Below are 16600 nucleotides of genomic sequence, written 5' to 3'. Positions count from 1 at the left end.
TTCTAGAAATGGTTATCATATGTTATTTGTACAAAATGTTAAAAATTTTTGACCATAAATTCATCTATTGCATCTAAAAACAAACTACCATACTTTTCTAACTTAATTTTACCTACACCAGTAATGTTAATTAATTGCTTTTTACTTGCTGGTTTGGTTTGAACCATTTCAAGTAATGTCGCATCACTAAAAACAATATAAGGTGGAATATCTTCAACATCAGCAATATCTTTACGTAATCGCCTAAGATTGTTAAATAGAATTCGTTCTTCGTACGATAAAACCGCAGTTAAATTAATTGATCTTGCATATCGATTTATGCGGTTCTTTTTCACGATTTCTAAACGCGGTTTAGCTAAAGATAAAGGGGTTTCGCCCCTAAGAATTGACCGCGCCTTTTCTGTTAATTGAAGAGTGGTATAATTCGATATATCTTGATTTAAATACCCCAAATAAATCAACTGCCTAATAACACTAAGCCAATAGTTCGATGAATTTTGCTTACCGATACCATAAACCGATAATTTGTGATGACCAACTTCTTTAATGTGAGCCCGCGCAGAGCCTCTTAAAATATCAACGATATATTGTGCTCCATAACGCTGTTTAACACGATAAACACAAGATAAAACCTTCTGCGCATCAATTAAACCATCATACATCTCAGGGGGATACAAACAAATATCACAGTTATTACAAGGTTCGGCTCGCTCTTCGCCAAAATAACTCAGCAACACAATACGCCGACAAGTCAAACCTTGCGCAAAAGCCTCCATCGCATTGATCTTTTGCAGCTCCACATCTTTATGCTTACCATCTATTTTCTCAACAGTTTTTTGATGATACCACTTCAGATCTTTACTATTAAATAGCAGCATCGCCTCGGCTGGTACGCCATCACGCCCTGCTCGACCTGTTTCTTGATAATAAGCCTCAATCGTTCGTGGACAATCCGCATGTAAAACAAAACGCACATTGGGTTTATTAATCCCCATACCAAACGCAACGGTAGCGACAATAATTTGCACATCATCTTTTAAAAAAGCATCTTGTGCTTGTTGGCGTTCATTGTTAGACAACCCTGCATGATACGCCATAACCGAAAACCCAAGAGCAGCAAGTTTAGTGGTCATATCTTCAACTCGAGAACGGCTTGAGCAATAAATAATACCGGGGTTGCCTTTTTGCGTTTCAACAAACGAAACAACCTGCTCCATCTGATTAAATTTGTCAACGACGGTATAACGAATATTCGGCCGATCAAAACTCCTTACCACAACTAACGGATCAACCAAATTAAGTTGATTTATGATATCAGATTGCGTCATCTTATCGGCAGTGGCGGTCAAAGCAACAATCGGCACCTCAGGAAAACGAGTAGAAAACTGACCTAATTGACGATAATCAGGTCTAAAATCATGCCCCCATTGAGAAATACAATGCGCTTCATCAATAGCAATTAATGAAGGTGGATATTCATTAATTAAAGTAGAAAAAGCGTACACTCCCAAACGTTCAGGTGAAACATATAACAACTTTATTGAATGATTTAAATATTTTGCGATGACTTCTTGTTGTTCTATCGCAGATTGAGAAGCATTAAGATATGCAGCAGGAATACCGTTAGCTAATAACTGATCGACCTGATCCTTCATCAAAGAAATTAAAGGCGAAATAACAATAGCAGTCCCCGGCAATAAAACCGCAGGGATTTGATAACATAAAGATTTACCGCCGCCAGTAGGAATAATGGTTAAAGTATCACGTCCATCGATAATAGATTCAATAATTTCTCTTTGTTGATTTCTAAATGACTTGTAACCAAAAACATTTTGCAGAACATCTTCTATCTGATCTTTTATCGACATACAAACCTAAATATGTAGCGCCTAACGAAATGCGCCGAGTATAGCGAAATTAAATTAAACAAACCACCATGAACTTACAGAAACTTACAATTCATTCCAAAAATAAGAAAATTTTTGGAAACAGCTTGCATTGAACCACCATGTTATGACTTTTTTTTTAAACCGAAAAGAAATAACGTTCATTATGCAGCCAATTTTGTTCAACAGACTAAAAAAACAGCTATTTTTCATTTTTTTACTTGATACAAATCGATTTGCCCGTTAATATTTACGTGTTTCAAATATACGCCCGTAGCTCAGTTGGTTAGAGCATCACCTTGACATGGTGGGGGTCAGTGGTTCGAGTCCACCCGGGCGTACCATTCTAAAGCCTTATCTAGCAAGCCTTTAAAGTGATTGTTTTAAAATCAGATTTTATTCGTAGGGTAAAACTGGGGTAGTACTTCACTAACATAATAATTATATTAAGATTAGCCATAAAAATAATTAATGAATAGAACAATCGATATTGAAACAAGTATAACGAACAAAGTTGTTAGTATGGTTTTTGATAATAACTATTATCCTACACAAGCATGGCGTGAGTATTTAAAATTATTCGAAGTTGAAGTTGCGAATAAAATAGGTATTAGCCAATCAGCTTATTCTCAATATGAAAAAAGCCAAAAGTTAAGAAAAGCAACAGGAATTAAAATTGCCGAAGCACTACAAATCAAGCCTGAACTGATAAATTTTTAATAAAAAACTCTCTTAGAGAATTTAATAAAATAGCACTAAATAAAAATAATTTCTTTCCGGTTTTATAGTTATTGTATTCTGGTACAGTGCATTGATATTTTACTTTTTTCATTGTTTTCTTTCTTATCTTGCGTTATTGCTAACTCAGAAATCATCTTAAACTCATTGTCTGATATATACTCAAACCTGTTGAAACCAGACAACCTCATACCATTTAAAGTGCTGTTATAACTTCTATTCAATTTCTTAAAATCTTCCTTTACCATTTCATTACTACCCGGCCATTTTACAAAAAAATCATCGTTTTCTTTTAAATAGGTAACAACTGATTTTCCATGGTCAATTGATGTAGAATAGTCCTGAAACATCCCTTTCTCCCATTTTGCTCTTTGTTCGATTGAGCTACATTCCCAATTCCCGATAAGCATTTCCTCAGTTACTTTCTTTTTACCACAACCTAATAAAGCAAACCCAATTAAACCAACTAACAAAATTTTTTTCATATTATCACCTTCCTTTTTGGTAATAGTATGAAATTTATTAACTAATAGCAATAAAAAATCACCTTTCTACTTTCTTCACTCCACCGAGTTTAAAATTGCACTTCATGTTTTAATCCAAGTTCACATTATCAACTTCAAAAAGCAATTTATAGATTTCTTTCATAAATTTGAATCGCTCTTTAGTCCAATACTAGCTATTATGTTATTGCTGTCGATTTGATATTGAGTAGATTACTCAAAATTTGAACATAAAAAAAACCGACTTTCGTCGGCTTCATTTTTTATTTTCTTCATCTGTGGATTTAGTGTTTTTGTCCAAATTAGTTTTATTTTGACTTAATTTCTTTTTACGTTTTGATTTTTTATTCTCTTTTAATTTATCATTAGCTATACTTAAAAGGATAAAACTCCCACCCAGAAAATATGTAATATCAATTAACTTAATTATATAAGGATTTGAACCTCGATACGAATTGTTGTGAGATACCACTACCGCATCTACAATTTGCGACCAAAAAACAATTAAAAATAATACGATTAACTTTTTCATTGTGTACACCGCCCAGTAACAAACTTATTATCATTACCCTGCACTTTTGCTATATGCACATTACGCTTGCATTCCCAATTTTCAGGTGCATACATTTTATTCCACGCCATCATCAGCTTCTTTTCTTGATTTGATAAATTGATTTTATATTTATCAGACATATAAAGATAGGTGCGTGCTATCATTCCACGGATTTCGTTACGTGGCTGGAATACGCGAGCTTTAAAATCCACAGCACTTTTACACTGCCCATACTGATTAAATTCTTTAGTGAATTGCGAATAACGATAATTAGACCTATCGCCATTCACTTCACCAATAGCCGGTTGCAAGTTATGCATATCCCCTTCTATTTGATTGAAGGTAGCATCTTTTTTGCACGCTTTACGCCCGCCTTCTTGCCAGCATGTTAGGTGTCTACCAAAATTTTCGGCAGGCATAACATGTTCCCACTCAATGCGTTCAGCTCTAATTTGATTTTTTCTTGGCTGATACCCACACTTGCTAAAATCAACAACGCTTTTTTTACCTACCCACGAAAATTCGCATCCGCAATAAAATGTCGTTTGATTAGGGTTTAATTTATATAATTTAGTTAAATGTGTTTTAGCTGAATTAAAGTTCTGTGCTGAATAAACAAATAACGGAGTAAATAAAAGTAAGATAGCTATTTTTTCCATAAAATCCATTTAAAATAAATCCAAAAACTATAAAAATTTAATATGTTATATAAAACATCAACTTTTATAGTAAAGCATCCTGCAATAACAACTATCAAGTAAAAGACTTAATAAAACAAACCCTCGTTTTTTGATTAGGGCTTAAAAAAGGAAAAGAACGAGCAAACGCTTAATTCTCTTGTTTATAATATTGGTATTGTTTCCAGTCTATTAACCAATCAAAGGTCGGGCCCCCCGACTGTGGCTTTAAATATATCAACAGATATTAAATAATATCAAGATGATATTATAGCAAAATCAATAACTGAAATTCAAACCAAAAACAACTAAACGAGAAGCAAAGTAGAAGGTTTAAAACAACGCGTGGACAATATTGCATTAATTGAACAAGTAAGTAAAAGTTAGGATATACCACAAGTTTAACTCATTGTTGATGTAGAATGATTTTTAATAAAGAATTGAATCATTTTTTGAGAATAAAAAGTAGTTATTGCTTTGGTTGTTTGGAGCTTATGTTGTTGTAGTAATTAACCACAACAGCACAAGCCTAATTTCACTGGTCCGCCTCCAACTACGCGGGGACGATGTTCTTTGCTATATTATTCTCTATCTACACCATAACTGGCCCCGCGGTCCAAGAATTAAGGACTAAGATATAAAATCTAAGGTGTAGTACAAACAGCGTAGCGGGGATTGCCAACGCTACCATGGATAGAGTATCCTCTTGGGAAAACACCGAAGGCACTGTTACCTACCGCATCATTCGTCCAGTAGCGGTAGTTTTGATCGGTGAAGCCCGCATCAGCGTAGAAGGTCATGAAACCCCACTCCGTGAAAAAACCTGCACCTATGTGACGCATGTAATAATTACCAGATGAATTAGGTGTGGCGCCTGAAATAGGATGATCACTATCTATACGCACCGCGTTAGTCAAATCCTTGACCCGTGGCAAATGATACCCCAAACTTCTACACCAAGATGTTTGGTTAGGCCAACTACTCGCTTTCCCCCCTCGATTTACGAACCACTGCTTTAACACAAATCCATATTTAACCTCTACATTATCGCCACTATCCCTACCCACCAATTCAAATGTCTGCGGCAAAGATGGTATACTTAAAGGACTAGGATTATTTGAATTTATCTGAGTACTATCAGCCCTTGGACCTCTTAACGTTACCCGTGTTACATAACTAGATTTATCAGTAATCCATTGATCAGCTTGTATGGTTCTTCCTACTGGGTCTGTGAATGTATCAGAACGCGGCCTTGTCCAACTCACCGTTGCACTTATACTACCAGTTGTGTTAACTGTCCAACTCAACTCACTTCCATCTACTCCAACAGGCATCTCTAAGTCAAAGTACAATCCATCAGCACCCGTTGTAGGGAAATTTCGGTCGTAAGATGATGAGCTCGTTGACTTTGTTAAAAAACCCTTCGTAGGACTCCATATGTTAGATGGACCGGCATATTGAGGTTTATCACTACGATCAATGCCAGTAGTACCACCCAACAACAAATTCGGCCTTGCCGACTGTGCAAACAAACAACGAGGATATGGACTTAAGTAATAATACTCCCTGTCATTAGTGGTTGAAAATACACGACGATTTGGCACGCCATACTGTGTAGTTAAACTAGCACCATCGGGGTTTAAGCCTATTGTTACCCTATAAGGCCCCTTACATGCATCTAATGTATCATTAAGACGTACAGTATTTCCATATTTATCATCTAATGAAAGCCATAAAGTCCCTGTTGCCGTTACACCATCAGTACCCTGTCCATCTCCATCATCATCTCCCCAAGAATGATAACGATTGATTAAATCATTTAAACGCAAAAAAGTAGTCGATGGTGGAAAAATAGTCTTTATATCACCCAAAGTACTCCCATCTGGAAACATTATTGGATTTATCCTACTTGATGTATTCGTTGACGGCGTGACCTTTCTACCATTAGGCAAAGTAATGGTGAACAACGATTCAAGGTCTGTTACCTTGGTTAGGCCTCCATCAGATGTTAAATACGGCCCACTACCCTCAATAACCCTTGAGGTTTGCGCTGTTAAGGCCTGTGCACCAAATGAACACAACCAAAACAATAACGCCGCAATGCATAACGAAGACCTTAATAAGAACGATAAAAGATTGAATCTCTGCTTCGACAACAACCCTACCGATAAACTCGGCGAGTTCACTAAGCTAGATGATTTCGGTGATAAAAATAAGAATGGAGTCTGATTTTGACTACGATGATATTGAAAAAGATTTAGGGCGTAGGTTTGGCAGGCCAGATGCCAGATGCCAGATGCCGATTATGATAGCGCATTTCGATTATCCTGTCAAGTAAATTTTTGTTTTATTTGAATTTTTTATAATTGACCGCTCAACTAATGAGCATTTCCTTGCTTTAAAAGCGCTTAAATTATAGTCGGTTGAGTAATAATGCGCTAGTTTTTTTGTTAAAAAATTGTAAAGTTTTGTTAAAGCCTGAGTCAACCTACGTTGATGTACTGCTGGAAACGGGTTTTGGATGGTGTTTTTTGGCTAAAAACCACAGGGTAAAAAACTTCAATAAAATCAATACCTTTTCTGACCGATTTTTCGCATAAATTAATAGATTATTTATAAAAAAGGCAGCTATATTAAAGCTGCCTTAGAATAATAAACTAAACCGAAATATTGGTTAATTAGAAATTAATTTCGGTACCGACAAAATAGCGTCGACCTTCTAATGTTTTACCAAAATCTTCGTTAGAGACATCTTTATCAAATAAGTTATAAACACCAGCATAGATCTTAGCTTGTTTATGTACTTGATAAGATGCACCGACGTCCCAGAAAGTGTAGCCAGGGTATTCAATTTTTGTGCCATTACGGTTGTTTGATGATTCCATGCCATAATAAGCCATTTTAGCCCATAAATCCCATTGCTGGGTAGCATACCAATCGAGTTGGGTATTGAATTTTTGTTTAGGTGTTCGGTTTAAAGCTCGTCCTTTATATTGACCGCTTTTTTGTTCTGTTTTTGTCCAAGAATAGTTAGAACTTAATAAGAAATCAGTAAATAAAGGTGTTTTAAATGAAAGCTCAAGACCTTTAAGATCGGCTTTACCCACATTTTCACGACCTTGGACAAAATCGAATCTTTCTTGATATCCATCTATTTTACATAAGCCTCTTCTTGCTGGACCTTGGCATATATAGTAGCTTTGGATTTTGTCTTTATACTTGGTATAAAACGCCGTAGCCGATGCATCAACACCATAGTCATTGGTGTAACCAACGCCAATTTCGAAGTTATTCGATTTTTCAGGTTTTAAATCTGGGTTACCCATGATCATACCTTTATTACCCGTACCAGCTCCGCCTGTCACTTGTCCCCAATCAGAAACAACTTGACGTAATTGTGGCGTTGCAAAACCTGTTGAATAACCACCTTTTAAGGTAAAATTATCATCAATATTCCAAACGCTGTACACTCTTGGATTCCAGTTACTACCATAATTTTCATCTTTATTGTAGCGTAATCCTAATGTTAAGCTCCAACTTTCTAGCAATCTTAATTCATCTTCAGCAAACAGCGCATAATTCCAACGATCAATTTTAGTGATCGATTTATTTAGCTGATTTCCTTTATCATGTAGCTCTTGGTAATTATACTTTCCACCAATAGTAAGCATGTTGATGCTAAAAGGAAGAGTTGCACGGGTATCGACATCGGTATTACGAATTTTCATCTTTCTTTCTGGGTTATTGTTGCCTTCATACGCAACAAATGAGGTTGTCGATATATCGTCAAATAAACCGTTATGTGTTACCGCAAAGGAATTGCGACGGTTATCACGAAGAAAATCACCTCTAGACAGAGGCCTTGTTTTACCTCCTGTAGATTTACTATTTTGTAATGCACGTCCAAAATCAAGATCAAATTTTTGTGTATCGGTTGCATTTAGCGATACTTTACCATTTATACTGCGTAATTTTTGCTCTGCATGACCATTTAAGAATTTATCTTCATTACGTTTAGAATATTGACCATAAAGTTGGATACCTAAGATATCATCAATCAATGGTCCTAAAGTTGAAAAGCTACCTGTATAGGTATTTTTTTCTGCTGATCGGTATGGAATAACGGATTCTAAACGCACACCACCATGCCATTTGTCAGAGACTTTTTTGGTAATAATATTGATAACACCACCCATTGCATCAGAACCATATAAAGATGACATTGGTCCACGTACAACTTCGATACGTTCAATAGCAGTTAGTGGTGGTAACCATCCTTGTTCAAAACCTGAGTTATCGCTATTTGGTCTTGTTTCACGTGTACTTACTTTTTTACCGTCAATGAGAATCATAGTATATTTGGCATCCATACCACGAATACTGATATCTGTTGAGTCCCCTCCGCCTGTAACTGTAACGCCAGGGATATCTTTTAGCGCGTCAGTAACATCGCGATAAGGTTTATTTTCGATCTCTTTAGGTGTAATAACCGAAATGGTTGCTGGCGCTTCTTTCACTTGCTGAGAAAACCCCGATGCAGTAACAACCATGGTGTCAGTATCTGTATTGCTAGCCGCTATAGCGGCGCTTGATAATGACAACAAAATGCCCGTATTAATGGCATGAGTTGCCAATTTAAACTTCTTTTTTGCTTTCATTTCTTATAACCCCATTATTTATAATGATAATTACCGTTTAATTTGCCCTAGGCACACTACACTATATGAGAATGATTATCAATATCTTTATAAAAAATTATTTAGTTGTAGACAATTCACTTTTATTAAATAATAATTATTATCATTTACAATGACGTGAGAAAATTGATATGAACAAGAAAAAAAAGTTACTTTTGAGTAGTATTGCAGTAATGATGTTAAGTTTAACTGGCTGCCAATCATCGACAACAATGAATGTCACTACTGATAATCAAACAGTGGTCGTCCCTAAAGCGCCTAAAAAAGTGGTAGTGATGAACTATGGCGCATTAGATACGTTAGATGCGTTAGGTAAAGGCTCAATAGTTGCAGCCACCCCACGGTCAGTTATCCCATCTTACTTGCAACAATATAATAACGCCTCGATTACCGATACGGGCAATATGAAAGAACCCAATATTGAAGCTATCAAGCAAGTTAAGCCTGATTTGATCGTTATTGATGGACGTCAGGCAAGTAAAGCCGAAGATTTATCTAAAATTGCCCCGGTTATTAATTTAAGTGTTGATGCTAAAAATTACGTTGAATCAACCAAAGATCATATCCAAGTGCTAGCAAAAATTACAGGAACAGAAAGCAAAGCGGATAGTATCATCCAATCATTAGATAAAAAAATTCAAAGCACACAAGCTTTAGCTCAAGCCAGTGCTAAAAAAGCTATTGTTGCTATTCATAATGATGGGAAAATGATTCTTATCAATTTAAGCTCAAGTGCGGCACTGATTCATGACGTACTAAATGTTAAACGAGCAGTACCACTCACCGTTATGCCTACAAATAACGCAATAGGCAAACCAAAACCAACTTTTGTTGATGATAAATACATTAAATCGGTAAAACCTGATATTGTTTTTGTAGTTGATCGTAGTAAAGCAATTGGCAACCAAGGTATGGCTGAACACTATTTTTCTCAGCAAGTACTAAACAAAAGTAAAACACATGTGGTTTATTTAACACCAGATCTATGGTATTTGTCTGGTGGTGGCGCAGAAAGCATAAATCGTCAAATAGACGAAGTCATTAATGCATTAAAATAGTAACAGTTTAATTGGTAAGTTTATCTTCCTATTTCTAAAAGCCTTTATTGCAAATAAAGGCTTTATTTTATATTGTTCGATAGCACTTAACCAATAATCCTTTTATTCAAACAAACTAGTAACGTTCCAAGCCATAACTACTAGTATCTAATGAATAAATCAAAGCGTCGTTAACATAGCATTCAAATTAGAAAATCAGTGTATCAACTATGATGAAATATGATAAAATGCCGGCTTCATTTTAATTTGCAAATGATAATTAACAAATATAGTTTATTAATTCTCAAACAATACCTCTTTAAACATAAAACACTATTATTATAAATACTATGAATATGTCACCCCCTACAATTGGATTTGTAAGCCTTGGCTGTCCTAAAAACTTAGTTGACTCTGAGCGAATTTTAACCGAGCTACGCACGCAAGGTTATCAAGTGGTACCTAGCTATGACAATGCAGATCTAGTCATTGTTAACACTTGTGGATTTATTGACAGTGCAGTACAAGAATCGCTTGAAGCAATTGGCGAAGCACTAAACGAAAATGGAAAAGTCATTGTAACTGGATGCCTTGGAGCCAAAGAAGATCAAATTCGAACAGTACATCCAAAAGTTCTTGAAATATCTGGCCCACATAGCTATGAAGCGGTTTTAAGTCATGTGAATAAATATGCCCCTAAACCCGAGTACAACCCTTTTACCAGTTTAATCCCGAGTCAAGGCGTTAAATTAACGCCAAAACATTACGCTTATCTTAAAATTTCTGAAGGCTGCAATCACCGCTGCACATTCTGTATTATTCCATCTTTGCGTGGAGATATGGTTAGCCGACCAATTGAAAATGTCTTGGATGAAGCAAAACGTTTAGCAGATAGTGGCGTTAAAGAGTTATTGGTCATTGCTCAAGATACTTCAGCTTACGGTATCGACATCAAAAATCGCACCAATTTCTGGAATGGAATGCCATTAAAAACTGATATTCAAACCCTGTGTGAACAACTGTCAAATTTAGGAATTTGGGTCAGATTGCATTATATGTATCCTTACCCAAGTGTTGATAATCTAATTCCATTAATGGCGGATGGTAAAATTTTGCCTTATTTAGATGTGCCATTACAACACGCAAGCCCAACTATTTTAAAATCAATGAAACGCCCCGGATCGATTGAAAGAACCTTAGAACGTATTCATAAGTGGCGCGAAATCTGCCCAGATATTACATTACGTTCAACGTTTATAGTTGGATATCCTGGCGAAACCGATCAGGATTTTGAACTACTGCTTGATTTTTTGTCACAAGCACAATTAGATCGAGTTGGCTGTTTCCCATACAGCCCAGTAGAGGGTGCTGTTGCGAATGAACTGGCAAACCAAATTCCAGAAACAATCAAACAAGAACGTTTTGATCGTTTTATGCAATTACAGCAAAGAATCTCAACACAAAAATTACAAGCCAAAATAGGCAAAACACTAGCTGTCATTATTGACGAAGTTGATGAGGAAGGCGCAATAGGTCGCAGCATGGCTGATGCCCCTGAAATCGACGGCGTTGTTTATTTAAACGAAGAAAACCAAGTCAATGTAGGTGATATTGTTCAAGTTAACATTGAACATTCCGATGAATACGACCTATGGGGAACAGTTAAAAGGTAATAAAAACCATGAAACAACATTATAAACACGAAATAAAAAATCTCGTTAAATTAGCGGTTCCTGTTCTTATTGCACAAATATCACAAACAGCAATCACATTTGTCGATACCATTATGGCAGGAAATTATAGCAAAACTGCCCTATCTGGTGTGGCTATTGCAGTGTCAATTTGGTTGCCCACGATTTTATTTGGACAAGGTTTGTTAACGGTATTAACACCAATTATTTCAAACTTAAATGGTGCTGCTAAACGTGATCAAGTTGCTAATCAAACGCGTCAAGGTGTAGTAATAGCACTCATATTATCAATATTAATGATGTTGTTTCTATACCATTCTGACAAAGTCATTAACTTAAGAAGCTCAGCAGATCACCCAATCGATCCCGAAATGGTTGACGTTGCCGTCTCATTTTTACGCGCCATAATGTGGGGTGTGCCAGCATTCTTGCTTTTTTTGGTCTACCGCAATCAATGTGAAGGACTATCAAACACAAAGCCAGCCATGGTGATCATATTCATTGCTCTTCTTGCCAACATTCCAATTAACTACGTTTTAATCTATGGAAAATTAGGCTTACCTGCTTTTGGCGGAGTCGGCTGTGGCATTACAGCGACAATTATTTTTTGGCTCATGTTTATATTAATACGCTTATATACACTCACTAGTGCAAGCCAACGCGATATTCGTCAAACGCCAATCACCAAACTAGTTGATTTTGGCATAATCAAAAAAATTGTTGTGCTTGGCACTCCTCTTGCATTAGCTTACTTTTTTGAAATGAGCTTATTTGCTGTGATTGCATTATTAATTGCCCCATTAGGTCAAATAACCGTTGCTGCACATCAAATTATATTCACCATCAGCAGTTTAACCTTCGCTATTCCATTATCTCTTGGTGTTGCAACCAGTATTCGTGTTGGTTATTTACTAGGTAATAAAAAACCTGCATTAGCCAAACAAACCGCCTATATTAGTTTAGCTATATCGCTTGCCATGGCAATAATTGTTGCGTTAATTTTAGTTATTTTTAAAGCACCAATTGTCGCTCTATTCACCAAAGAAACAGCCGTCATGGCCATCTGTATGCAACTCATCATATTATTAGCTATTTATCAAGCTTCAGATTATTTACAAGTAGTGGCAAGTAACGTGCTACGAGGTTATAAAGATACCCAAAGCATCTTTTTTATCACCCTACTTTCTTATTGGGTAGTTGGACTGCCCGTTGGCTATGTTTTAGGATTAACCAACCTAATCATTGAACCAATTGGCGCAGCTGGTTTTTGGATAGGTATCATATCAGGACTTGCTGTTGCGGCATTACTATTAATAGCTAGGATGATCTATATTCAAAAACAACCCGTTGATGTTATTTTAGAACGAGCATCAAAATAAAATTACCTATATAAGAATTTAATAATATAGAAAGGATTAACTACATTTTTATAATAACCAATTATTGAATTTTCAACAATTAAACAAAAAAACGCCATCAACACTTTTGCTGATGGCGTTTTTTAGTGTAATAAATTAACTATTTCAACAAGCTATTGGCTTGCGCAAGTACATTTTCAACAGTAAAGCCAAACTCTTTAAACAGTTGATCCGCTGGACCTGATTCGCCAAAGCTTGTCATTCCAACGACTTTACCATTAAGACCAACATATTTATACCAATAATCGCTAATACCCGCTTCAATAGCAAGGCGGGCTGTGACTGACGATGGCAATACTGACTCTTTATAAGCCTGATCTTGTTTATCAAACGCATCAGTTGATGGCATTGATACCACCCGCACTTTTTTACCTGCTTGTGTCAATTGTTGATAAGCTTCAACGGCAAGTTCAACTTCTGAACCCGTCGCAATAATAATTAAATCAGGTGTACCTATGCAATCATTTAAGATATAACCACCGCGATATACATCAGCTAATTGATGAGCAGTGCGATCTTGTTGTTTAAGATTTTGTCGTGAAAAAATCAGCGCTGTTGGACCGTCTTTACGTTCTATTGCATATTGCCACGCAATAGCTGACTCGACTTGATCGCATGGTCGCCAAGTACTCACATTAGGCGTCATACGTAAGCTTGCCATTTGCTCAACAGGTTGATGCGTTGGTCCATCTTCACCCAAGCCAATTGAATCATGAGTATAGACAAATAAAGCTCGAATCTTCATTAATGCCGCCATTCGAATGGCATTACGTGCATATTCCATAAACATTAAGAATGTCGCACCATAAGGAATAAATCCACCATGTAATGCAATACCATTCATAATAGCAGACATACCAAATTCACGCACACCATAATGGATATAATTACCATCCGCATTAGCTAAGATCTCTTTAGAGCCTGACCACATGGTTAAATTACTTGGTGCTAAATCAGCCGAACCACCTAAAAACTCGGGTAAAGCTGGGGCAAAAGCTTCAATAGCATTTTGTGATGCTTTACGGGTAGCAATTGTTGCTGGATTTGCTTGGAGTTTATTCACCACATCGTTAGCAATTTGTGACCAATTTACCGGCAAATCACCATTAACACGACGCTTAAATTCTTTGGCTAATTCAGGATAAGCCTTAGCATAAGCATCAAAACGAACATTCCATTCATCTTCGATCTGCTTACCTTTAGCTTTAGCATCCCAAGCATCATAGTAGTCTTTAGGAATTTCAAAAGCAGGATAATTCCAACCAAGCGCCTTACGTGTTGCTTCAATTTCGGCATCGCCTAATGGTGCACCATGGCTTTCATGGCTACCGGCTTTATTTGGCGAACCAAAACCAATCACCGTTTTACACATTAATAATGATGGTTTATCGGTTACCGCCTGCGCTTGCTCGATAGCTTCTTTTAACGCTTTAGCGTCATGACCATCAATACTACGGATAACATGCCAGCCGTAAGCTTCAAAACGTTTTGCGGTATCATCAGTAAACCAACCTTCAACTTCACCATCGATTGAAATGCCATTATCATCATAAAATGCAATAAGTTTACCTAATTTAAGAGTACCTGCTAACGAACACACTTCGTGAGAAATACCTTCCATCATACAACCATCACCCATAAACACATAAGTATGGTGATCAACAATAGTATGATCAGGTTTATTAAATTGTGCAGCTAAGGTTCTTTCGGCAATAGCCATACCTACAGCATTAGCAATACCTTGACCTAGAGGTCCAGTTGTTGTTTCAACACCTGGCACATAACCATATTCAGGGTGTCCTGCAGTTTTTGAATGCAACTGACGAAAGTTTTTTAGGTCATCAATGGTCACATCATAACCGGTTAAATGTAATAAACTATAAATCAACATAGAAGCATGACCATTTGATAATATAAAACGGTCGCGATCAGCCCATTTTGGGTTGTTTGGATTATGTTTTAAAAAGCCACGCCAAAGCACTTCAGCCATATCAGCCATACCCATAGGCGCACCAGGATGCCCTGATTTTGCTTTCTGTACGCCATCCATGCTCAATGCTCTTATCGCATTCGCCAGGTCGCGGTGGGATAGTGTGGTTGCATTCATATTATAATCTCCAAAAAAATTTTTTGAGTAAAAATTTGTTAATACCTGCAAGGTGGATATCACTTGCAAAATAGCTAGTTAAATTAACAAAAATTAGTATAAAAATGGGGAGCTAACTCCCCTATCATGTGCAAATGATTATAGCAGTGCGCCAATCATATCTTCTAATTTTCCTTGATCAACGGCAAATGCGCGAATGCCTTCGGCTAATTTTTCAACTGCCATGGCATCACTATTATGTTGCCACCTAAATTCAGCTTCGGTCATTGGTGCAGGGCGCTCAACCAAAGATTGATTTGGATTAAGTTTTTGCACAACAGGCGCATTTGATTGTTGCATTTCGGCAAGTAAATTAGGCGAAATTGTTAGCCTATCACAACCGGCTAATGCCAAGATCTGATCGACTTTACGGAAGCTTGCGCCCATCACAACTGTTTTATAACCATGTTGTTTATAATAATTAAAAATATTACGCACAGAAACAACGCCCGGGTCTTCATCAGCCACATAAGGATCGATTGGTTTTTTAGCTTGATACCAATCATAAATACGCCCTACAAATGGCGAAATTAAAAAGGCATTGACTTCAGCACACGCACGCGCTTGCGCGAACGAAAATAATAATGTTAAATTACAGTTAATACCTTCTTTTTCAAGTACTTCAGCCGCTTTAATACCTTCCCACGTTGACGCAATCTTAATTAAAATACGAGACTTATCAATGCCCTTTTCTTGATAAAGTGCAATGATTTTACGCGCTTTTTCAATACAACCTTGTTTATCGAAAGACAAACGCGCATCCACTTCGGTCGAAATTCGTCCTGGAACAGTTTTTAAAATCTCGGCACCAATATTCACCGCAACTTGATCACACGCATTAACTAACTGCTGTTCTTTACTGCCACCTAATTTTTTAGCGGTTTGCACTGCAGAATCAATTAAATTGCGATATTGAGGAAGTTGTGCTGCTTTCAAAACAAGAGAGGGATTTGTTGTTGCATCTTCGGGGGAAAACTGCTTAATCGAATCGATATCACCCGTATCAGCTACCACCACAGTTAATTTTTTAAATTCATCTAATTGACTCATACTTTTTATCCTCATACAGCGTGTTATTATAATGTAAAGTATAATAACATTTATTCCATAATAAAACGACTTTGTCATTAGATGATGATTCATTTTGGTTGTGCTCAAAAAAACACAGTGAAATGCAAACAAAGAAGGCGAAATCAGGCTTTACCGTAACATTATCACTCATTAATATTAGTTATGTTTGCTATTTTTAGCGTA

At 36.6% G+C, this 16600-nt stretch carries 12 protein-coding genes and 1 tRNA gene; 5 read left to right on the top strand and 8 right to left on the bottom strand.

Annotated elements, in window-relative coordinates:
- Positions 1-38: 38 nt before the first annotated feature.
- Positions 39-1868, bottom strand: coding sequence for a DNA helicase RecQ (gene recQ / locus GA0061081_RS02195; protein ID WP_091346690.1), 1830 nt, complete (start codon positions 1866-1868; stop codon positions 39-41).
- Between the two features lie 285 nt (positions 1869-2153).
- On the opposite strand from recQ, the gene GA0061081_RS02190 reads away from it, so the two are divergent.
- A tRNA-Val gene (locus GA0061081_RS02190) sits at positions 2154-2230 on the top strand.
- 127 nt (positions 2231-2357) lie between these two features.
- Positions 2358-2606 (top strand): helix-turn-helix domain-containing protein, encoded by a 249-nt coding sequence (locus tag GA0061081_RS02185; RefSeq protein WP_091346689.1) that lies wholly within the window; start codon positions 2358-2360, stop codon positions 2604-2606.
- A 68-nt stretch (positions 2607-2674) separates the two neighbouring features.
- On the opposite strand, the gene GA0061081_RS02180 is transcribed toward GA0061081_RS02185, so the two are convergent.
- The 5 genes from GA0061081_RS02180 to GA0061081_RS02155 all read right to left on the bottom strand — a co-directional run bounded on the left by GA0061081_RS02180 (position 2675) and on the right by GA0061081_RS02155 (position 9015).
- Positions 2675-3109 (bottom strand): hypothetical protein, encoded by a 435-nt coding sequence (locus GA0061081_RS02180; RefSeq protein ID WP_141683318.1) that lies wholly within the window; start codon positions 3107-3109, stop codon positions 2675-2677.
- A gap of 274 nt (positions 3110-3383) precedes the next feature.
- A complete protein-coding gene (locus tag GA0061081_RS02175; RefSeq protein WP_091346686.1) occupies positions 3384-3659 on the bottom strand; it encodes a hypothetical protein in 276 nt (91 codons plus the stop codon).
- Entirely contained in the window at positions 3656-4348 is a 693-nt protein-coding gene (locus GA0061081_RS02170; protein WP_091346684.1) for an endonuclease, read from the bottom strand. Before GA0061081_RS02170 ends, GA0061081_RS02175 begins: the two co-directional genes overlap by 4 nt.
- 653 nt (positions 4349-5001) lie before the next feature.
- Positions 5002-6447: a hypothetical protein gene (locus GA0061081_RS02165; RefSeq protein ID WP_141683317.1), complete on the bottom strand. Its 1446-nt coding sequence runs from the start codon at positions 6445-6447 to the stop codon at positions 5002-5004.
- Between the two features lie 588 nt (positions 6448-7035).
- On the bottom strand, positions 7036-9015 hold the full coding sequence (locus tag GA0061081_RS02155; RefSeq protein WP_091346679.1) for a TonB-dependent receptor domain-containing protein: 1980 nt from the start codon (positions 9013-9015) through the stop codon (positions 7036-7038).
- A 170-nt stretch (positions 9016-9185) separates the two neighbouring features.
- Between GA0061081_RS02155 and GA0061081_RS02150 the strand changes: the two genes are divergently transcribed.
- The 3 genes from GA0061081_RS02150 to GA0061081_RS02140 all read left to right on the top strand — a co-directional run bounded on the left by GA0061081_RS02150 (position 9186) and on the right by GA0061081_RS02140 (position 13161).
- Positions 9186-10112 carry a siderophore ABC transporter substrate-binding protein gene (locus GA0061081_RS02150; protein ID WP_091346677.1) on the top strand — a complete coding sequence of 309 codons (927 nt, stop codon included), beginning with the start codon at positions 9186-9188 and terminating at the stop codon, positions 10110-10112.
- Between the two features lie 335 nt (positions 10113-10447).
- Complete coding sequence (rimO, locus tag GA0061081_RS02145; protein WP_091346675.1) at positions 10448-11764, top strand: 30S ribosomal protein S12 methylthiotransferase RimO; 1317 nt, start codon at positions 10448-10450, stop codon at positions 11762-11764.
- An 8-nt stretch (positions 11765-11772) separates the two neighbouring features.
- The gene (locus tag GA0061081_RS02140) at positions 11773-13161 is read left to right on the top strand and encodes an MATE family efflux transporter (protein ID WP_091346673.1); all 1389 of its coding nucleotides are present in this window, start codon (positions 11773-11775) and stop codon (positions 13159-13161) included.
- A gap of 139 nt (positions 13162-13300) precedes the next feature.
- Here GA0061081_RS02140 and tkt read toward each other — a convergent pair whose 3' ends face one another.
- Both tkt and tal read right to left on the bottom strand, forming a co-directional pair.
- On the bottom strand, positions 13301-15307 hold the full coding sequence (gene tkt / locus GA0061081_RS02135) for a transketolase (RefSeq protein ID WP_091346671.1): 2007 nt from the start codon (positions 15305-15307) through the stop codon (positions 13301-13303).
- Between the two features lie 138 nt (positions 15308-15445).
- A complete protein-coding gene (gene tal / locus GA0061081_RS02130) occupies positions 15446-16396 on the bottom strand; it encodes a transaldolase (protein WP_091346670.1) in 951 nt (316 codons plus the stop codon).
- Positions 16397-16600: the final 204 nt, after the last annotated feature.

The organism is Gilliamella bombicola (genome assembly GCF_900094945.1).
Taxonomy (GTDB): domain Bacteria; phylum Pseudomonadota; class Gammaproteobacteria; order Enterobacterales; family Orbaceae; genus Gilliamella; species Gilliamella bombicola.
The sequence above is the reverse complement of the archived record's forward strand: the minus strand, read 5'-3'. Positions and strand labels throughout refer to the sequence as shown.

Excerpts from the sequence above, each read along its gene's own strand:
- GA0061081_RS02150 (WP_091346677.1), top strand. The coding sequence starts at position 9,186 with ATGAACAAGAAAAAAAAGTTACTTTTGAGTAGTATTGCAGTAATGATG.
- GA0061081_RS02175 (WP_091346686.1), bottom strand. The coding sequence starts at position 3,659 with ATGAAAAAGTTAATCGTATTATTTTTAATTGTTTTTTGGTCGCAAATT.
- recQ (WP_091346690.1), bottom strand. The coding sequence starts at position 1,868 with ATGTCGATAAAAGATCAGATAGAAGATGTTCTGCAAAATGTTTTTGGT.
- GA0061081_RS02180 (WP_141683318.1), bottom strand. The coding sequence starts at position 3,109 with ATGAAAAAAATTTTGTTAGTTGGTTTAATTGGGTTTGCTTTATTAGGT.
- GA0061081_RS02185 (WP_091346689.1), top strand. The coding sequence starts at position 2,358 with ATGAATAGAACAATCGATATTGAAACAAGTATAACGAACAAAGTTGTT.
- GA0061081_RS02140 (WP_091346673.1), top strand. The coding sequence starts at position 11,773 with ATGAAACAACATTATAAACACGAAATAAAAAATCTCGTTAAATTAGCG.
- GA0061081_RS02170 (WP_091346684.1), bottom strand. The coding sequence starts at position 4,348 with ATGGATTTTATGGAAAAAATAGCTATCTTACTTTTATTTACTCCGTTA.
- GA0061081_RS02155 (WP_091346679.1), bottom strand. The coding sequence starts at position 9,015 with ATGAAAGCAAAAAAGAAGTTTAAATTGGCAACTCATGCCATTAATACG.
- tal (WP_091346670.1), bottom strand. The coding sequence starts at position 16,396 with ATGAGTCAATTAGATGAATTTAAAAAATTAACTGTGGTGGTAGCTGAT.
- tkt (WP_091346671.1), bottom strand. The coding sequence starts at position 15,307 with ATGAATGCAACCACACTATCCCACCGCGACCTGGCGAATGCGATAAGA.
- rimO (WP_091346675.1), top strand. The coding sequence starts at position 10,448 with ATGTCACCCCCTACAATTGGATTTGTAAGCCTTGGCTGTCCTAAAAAC.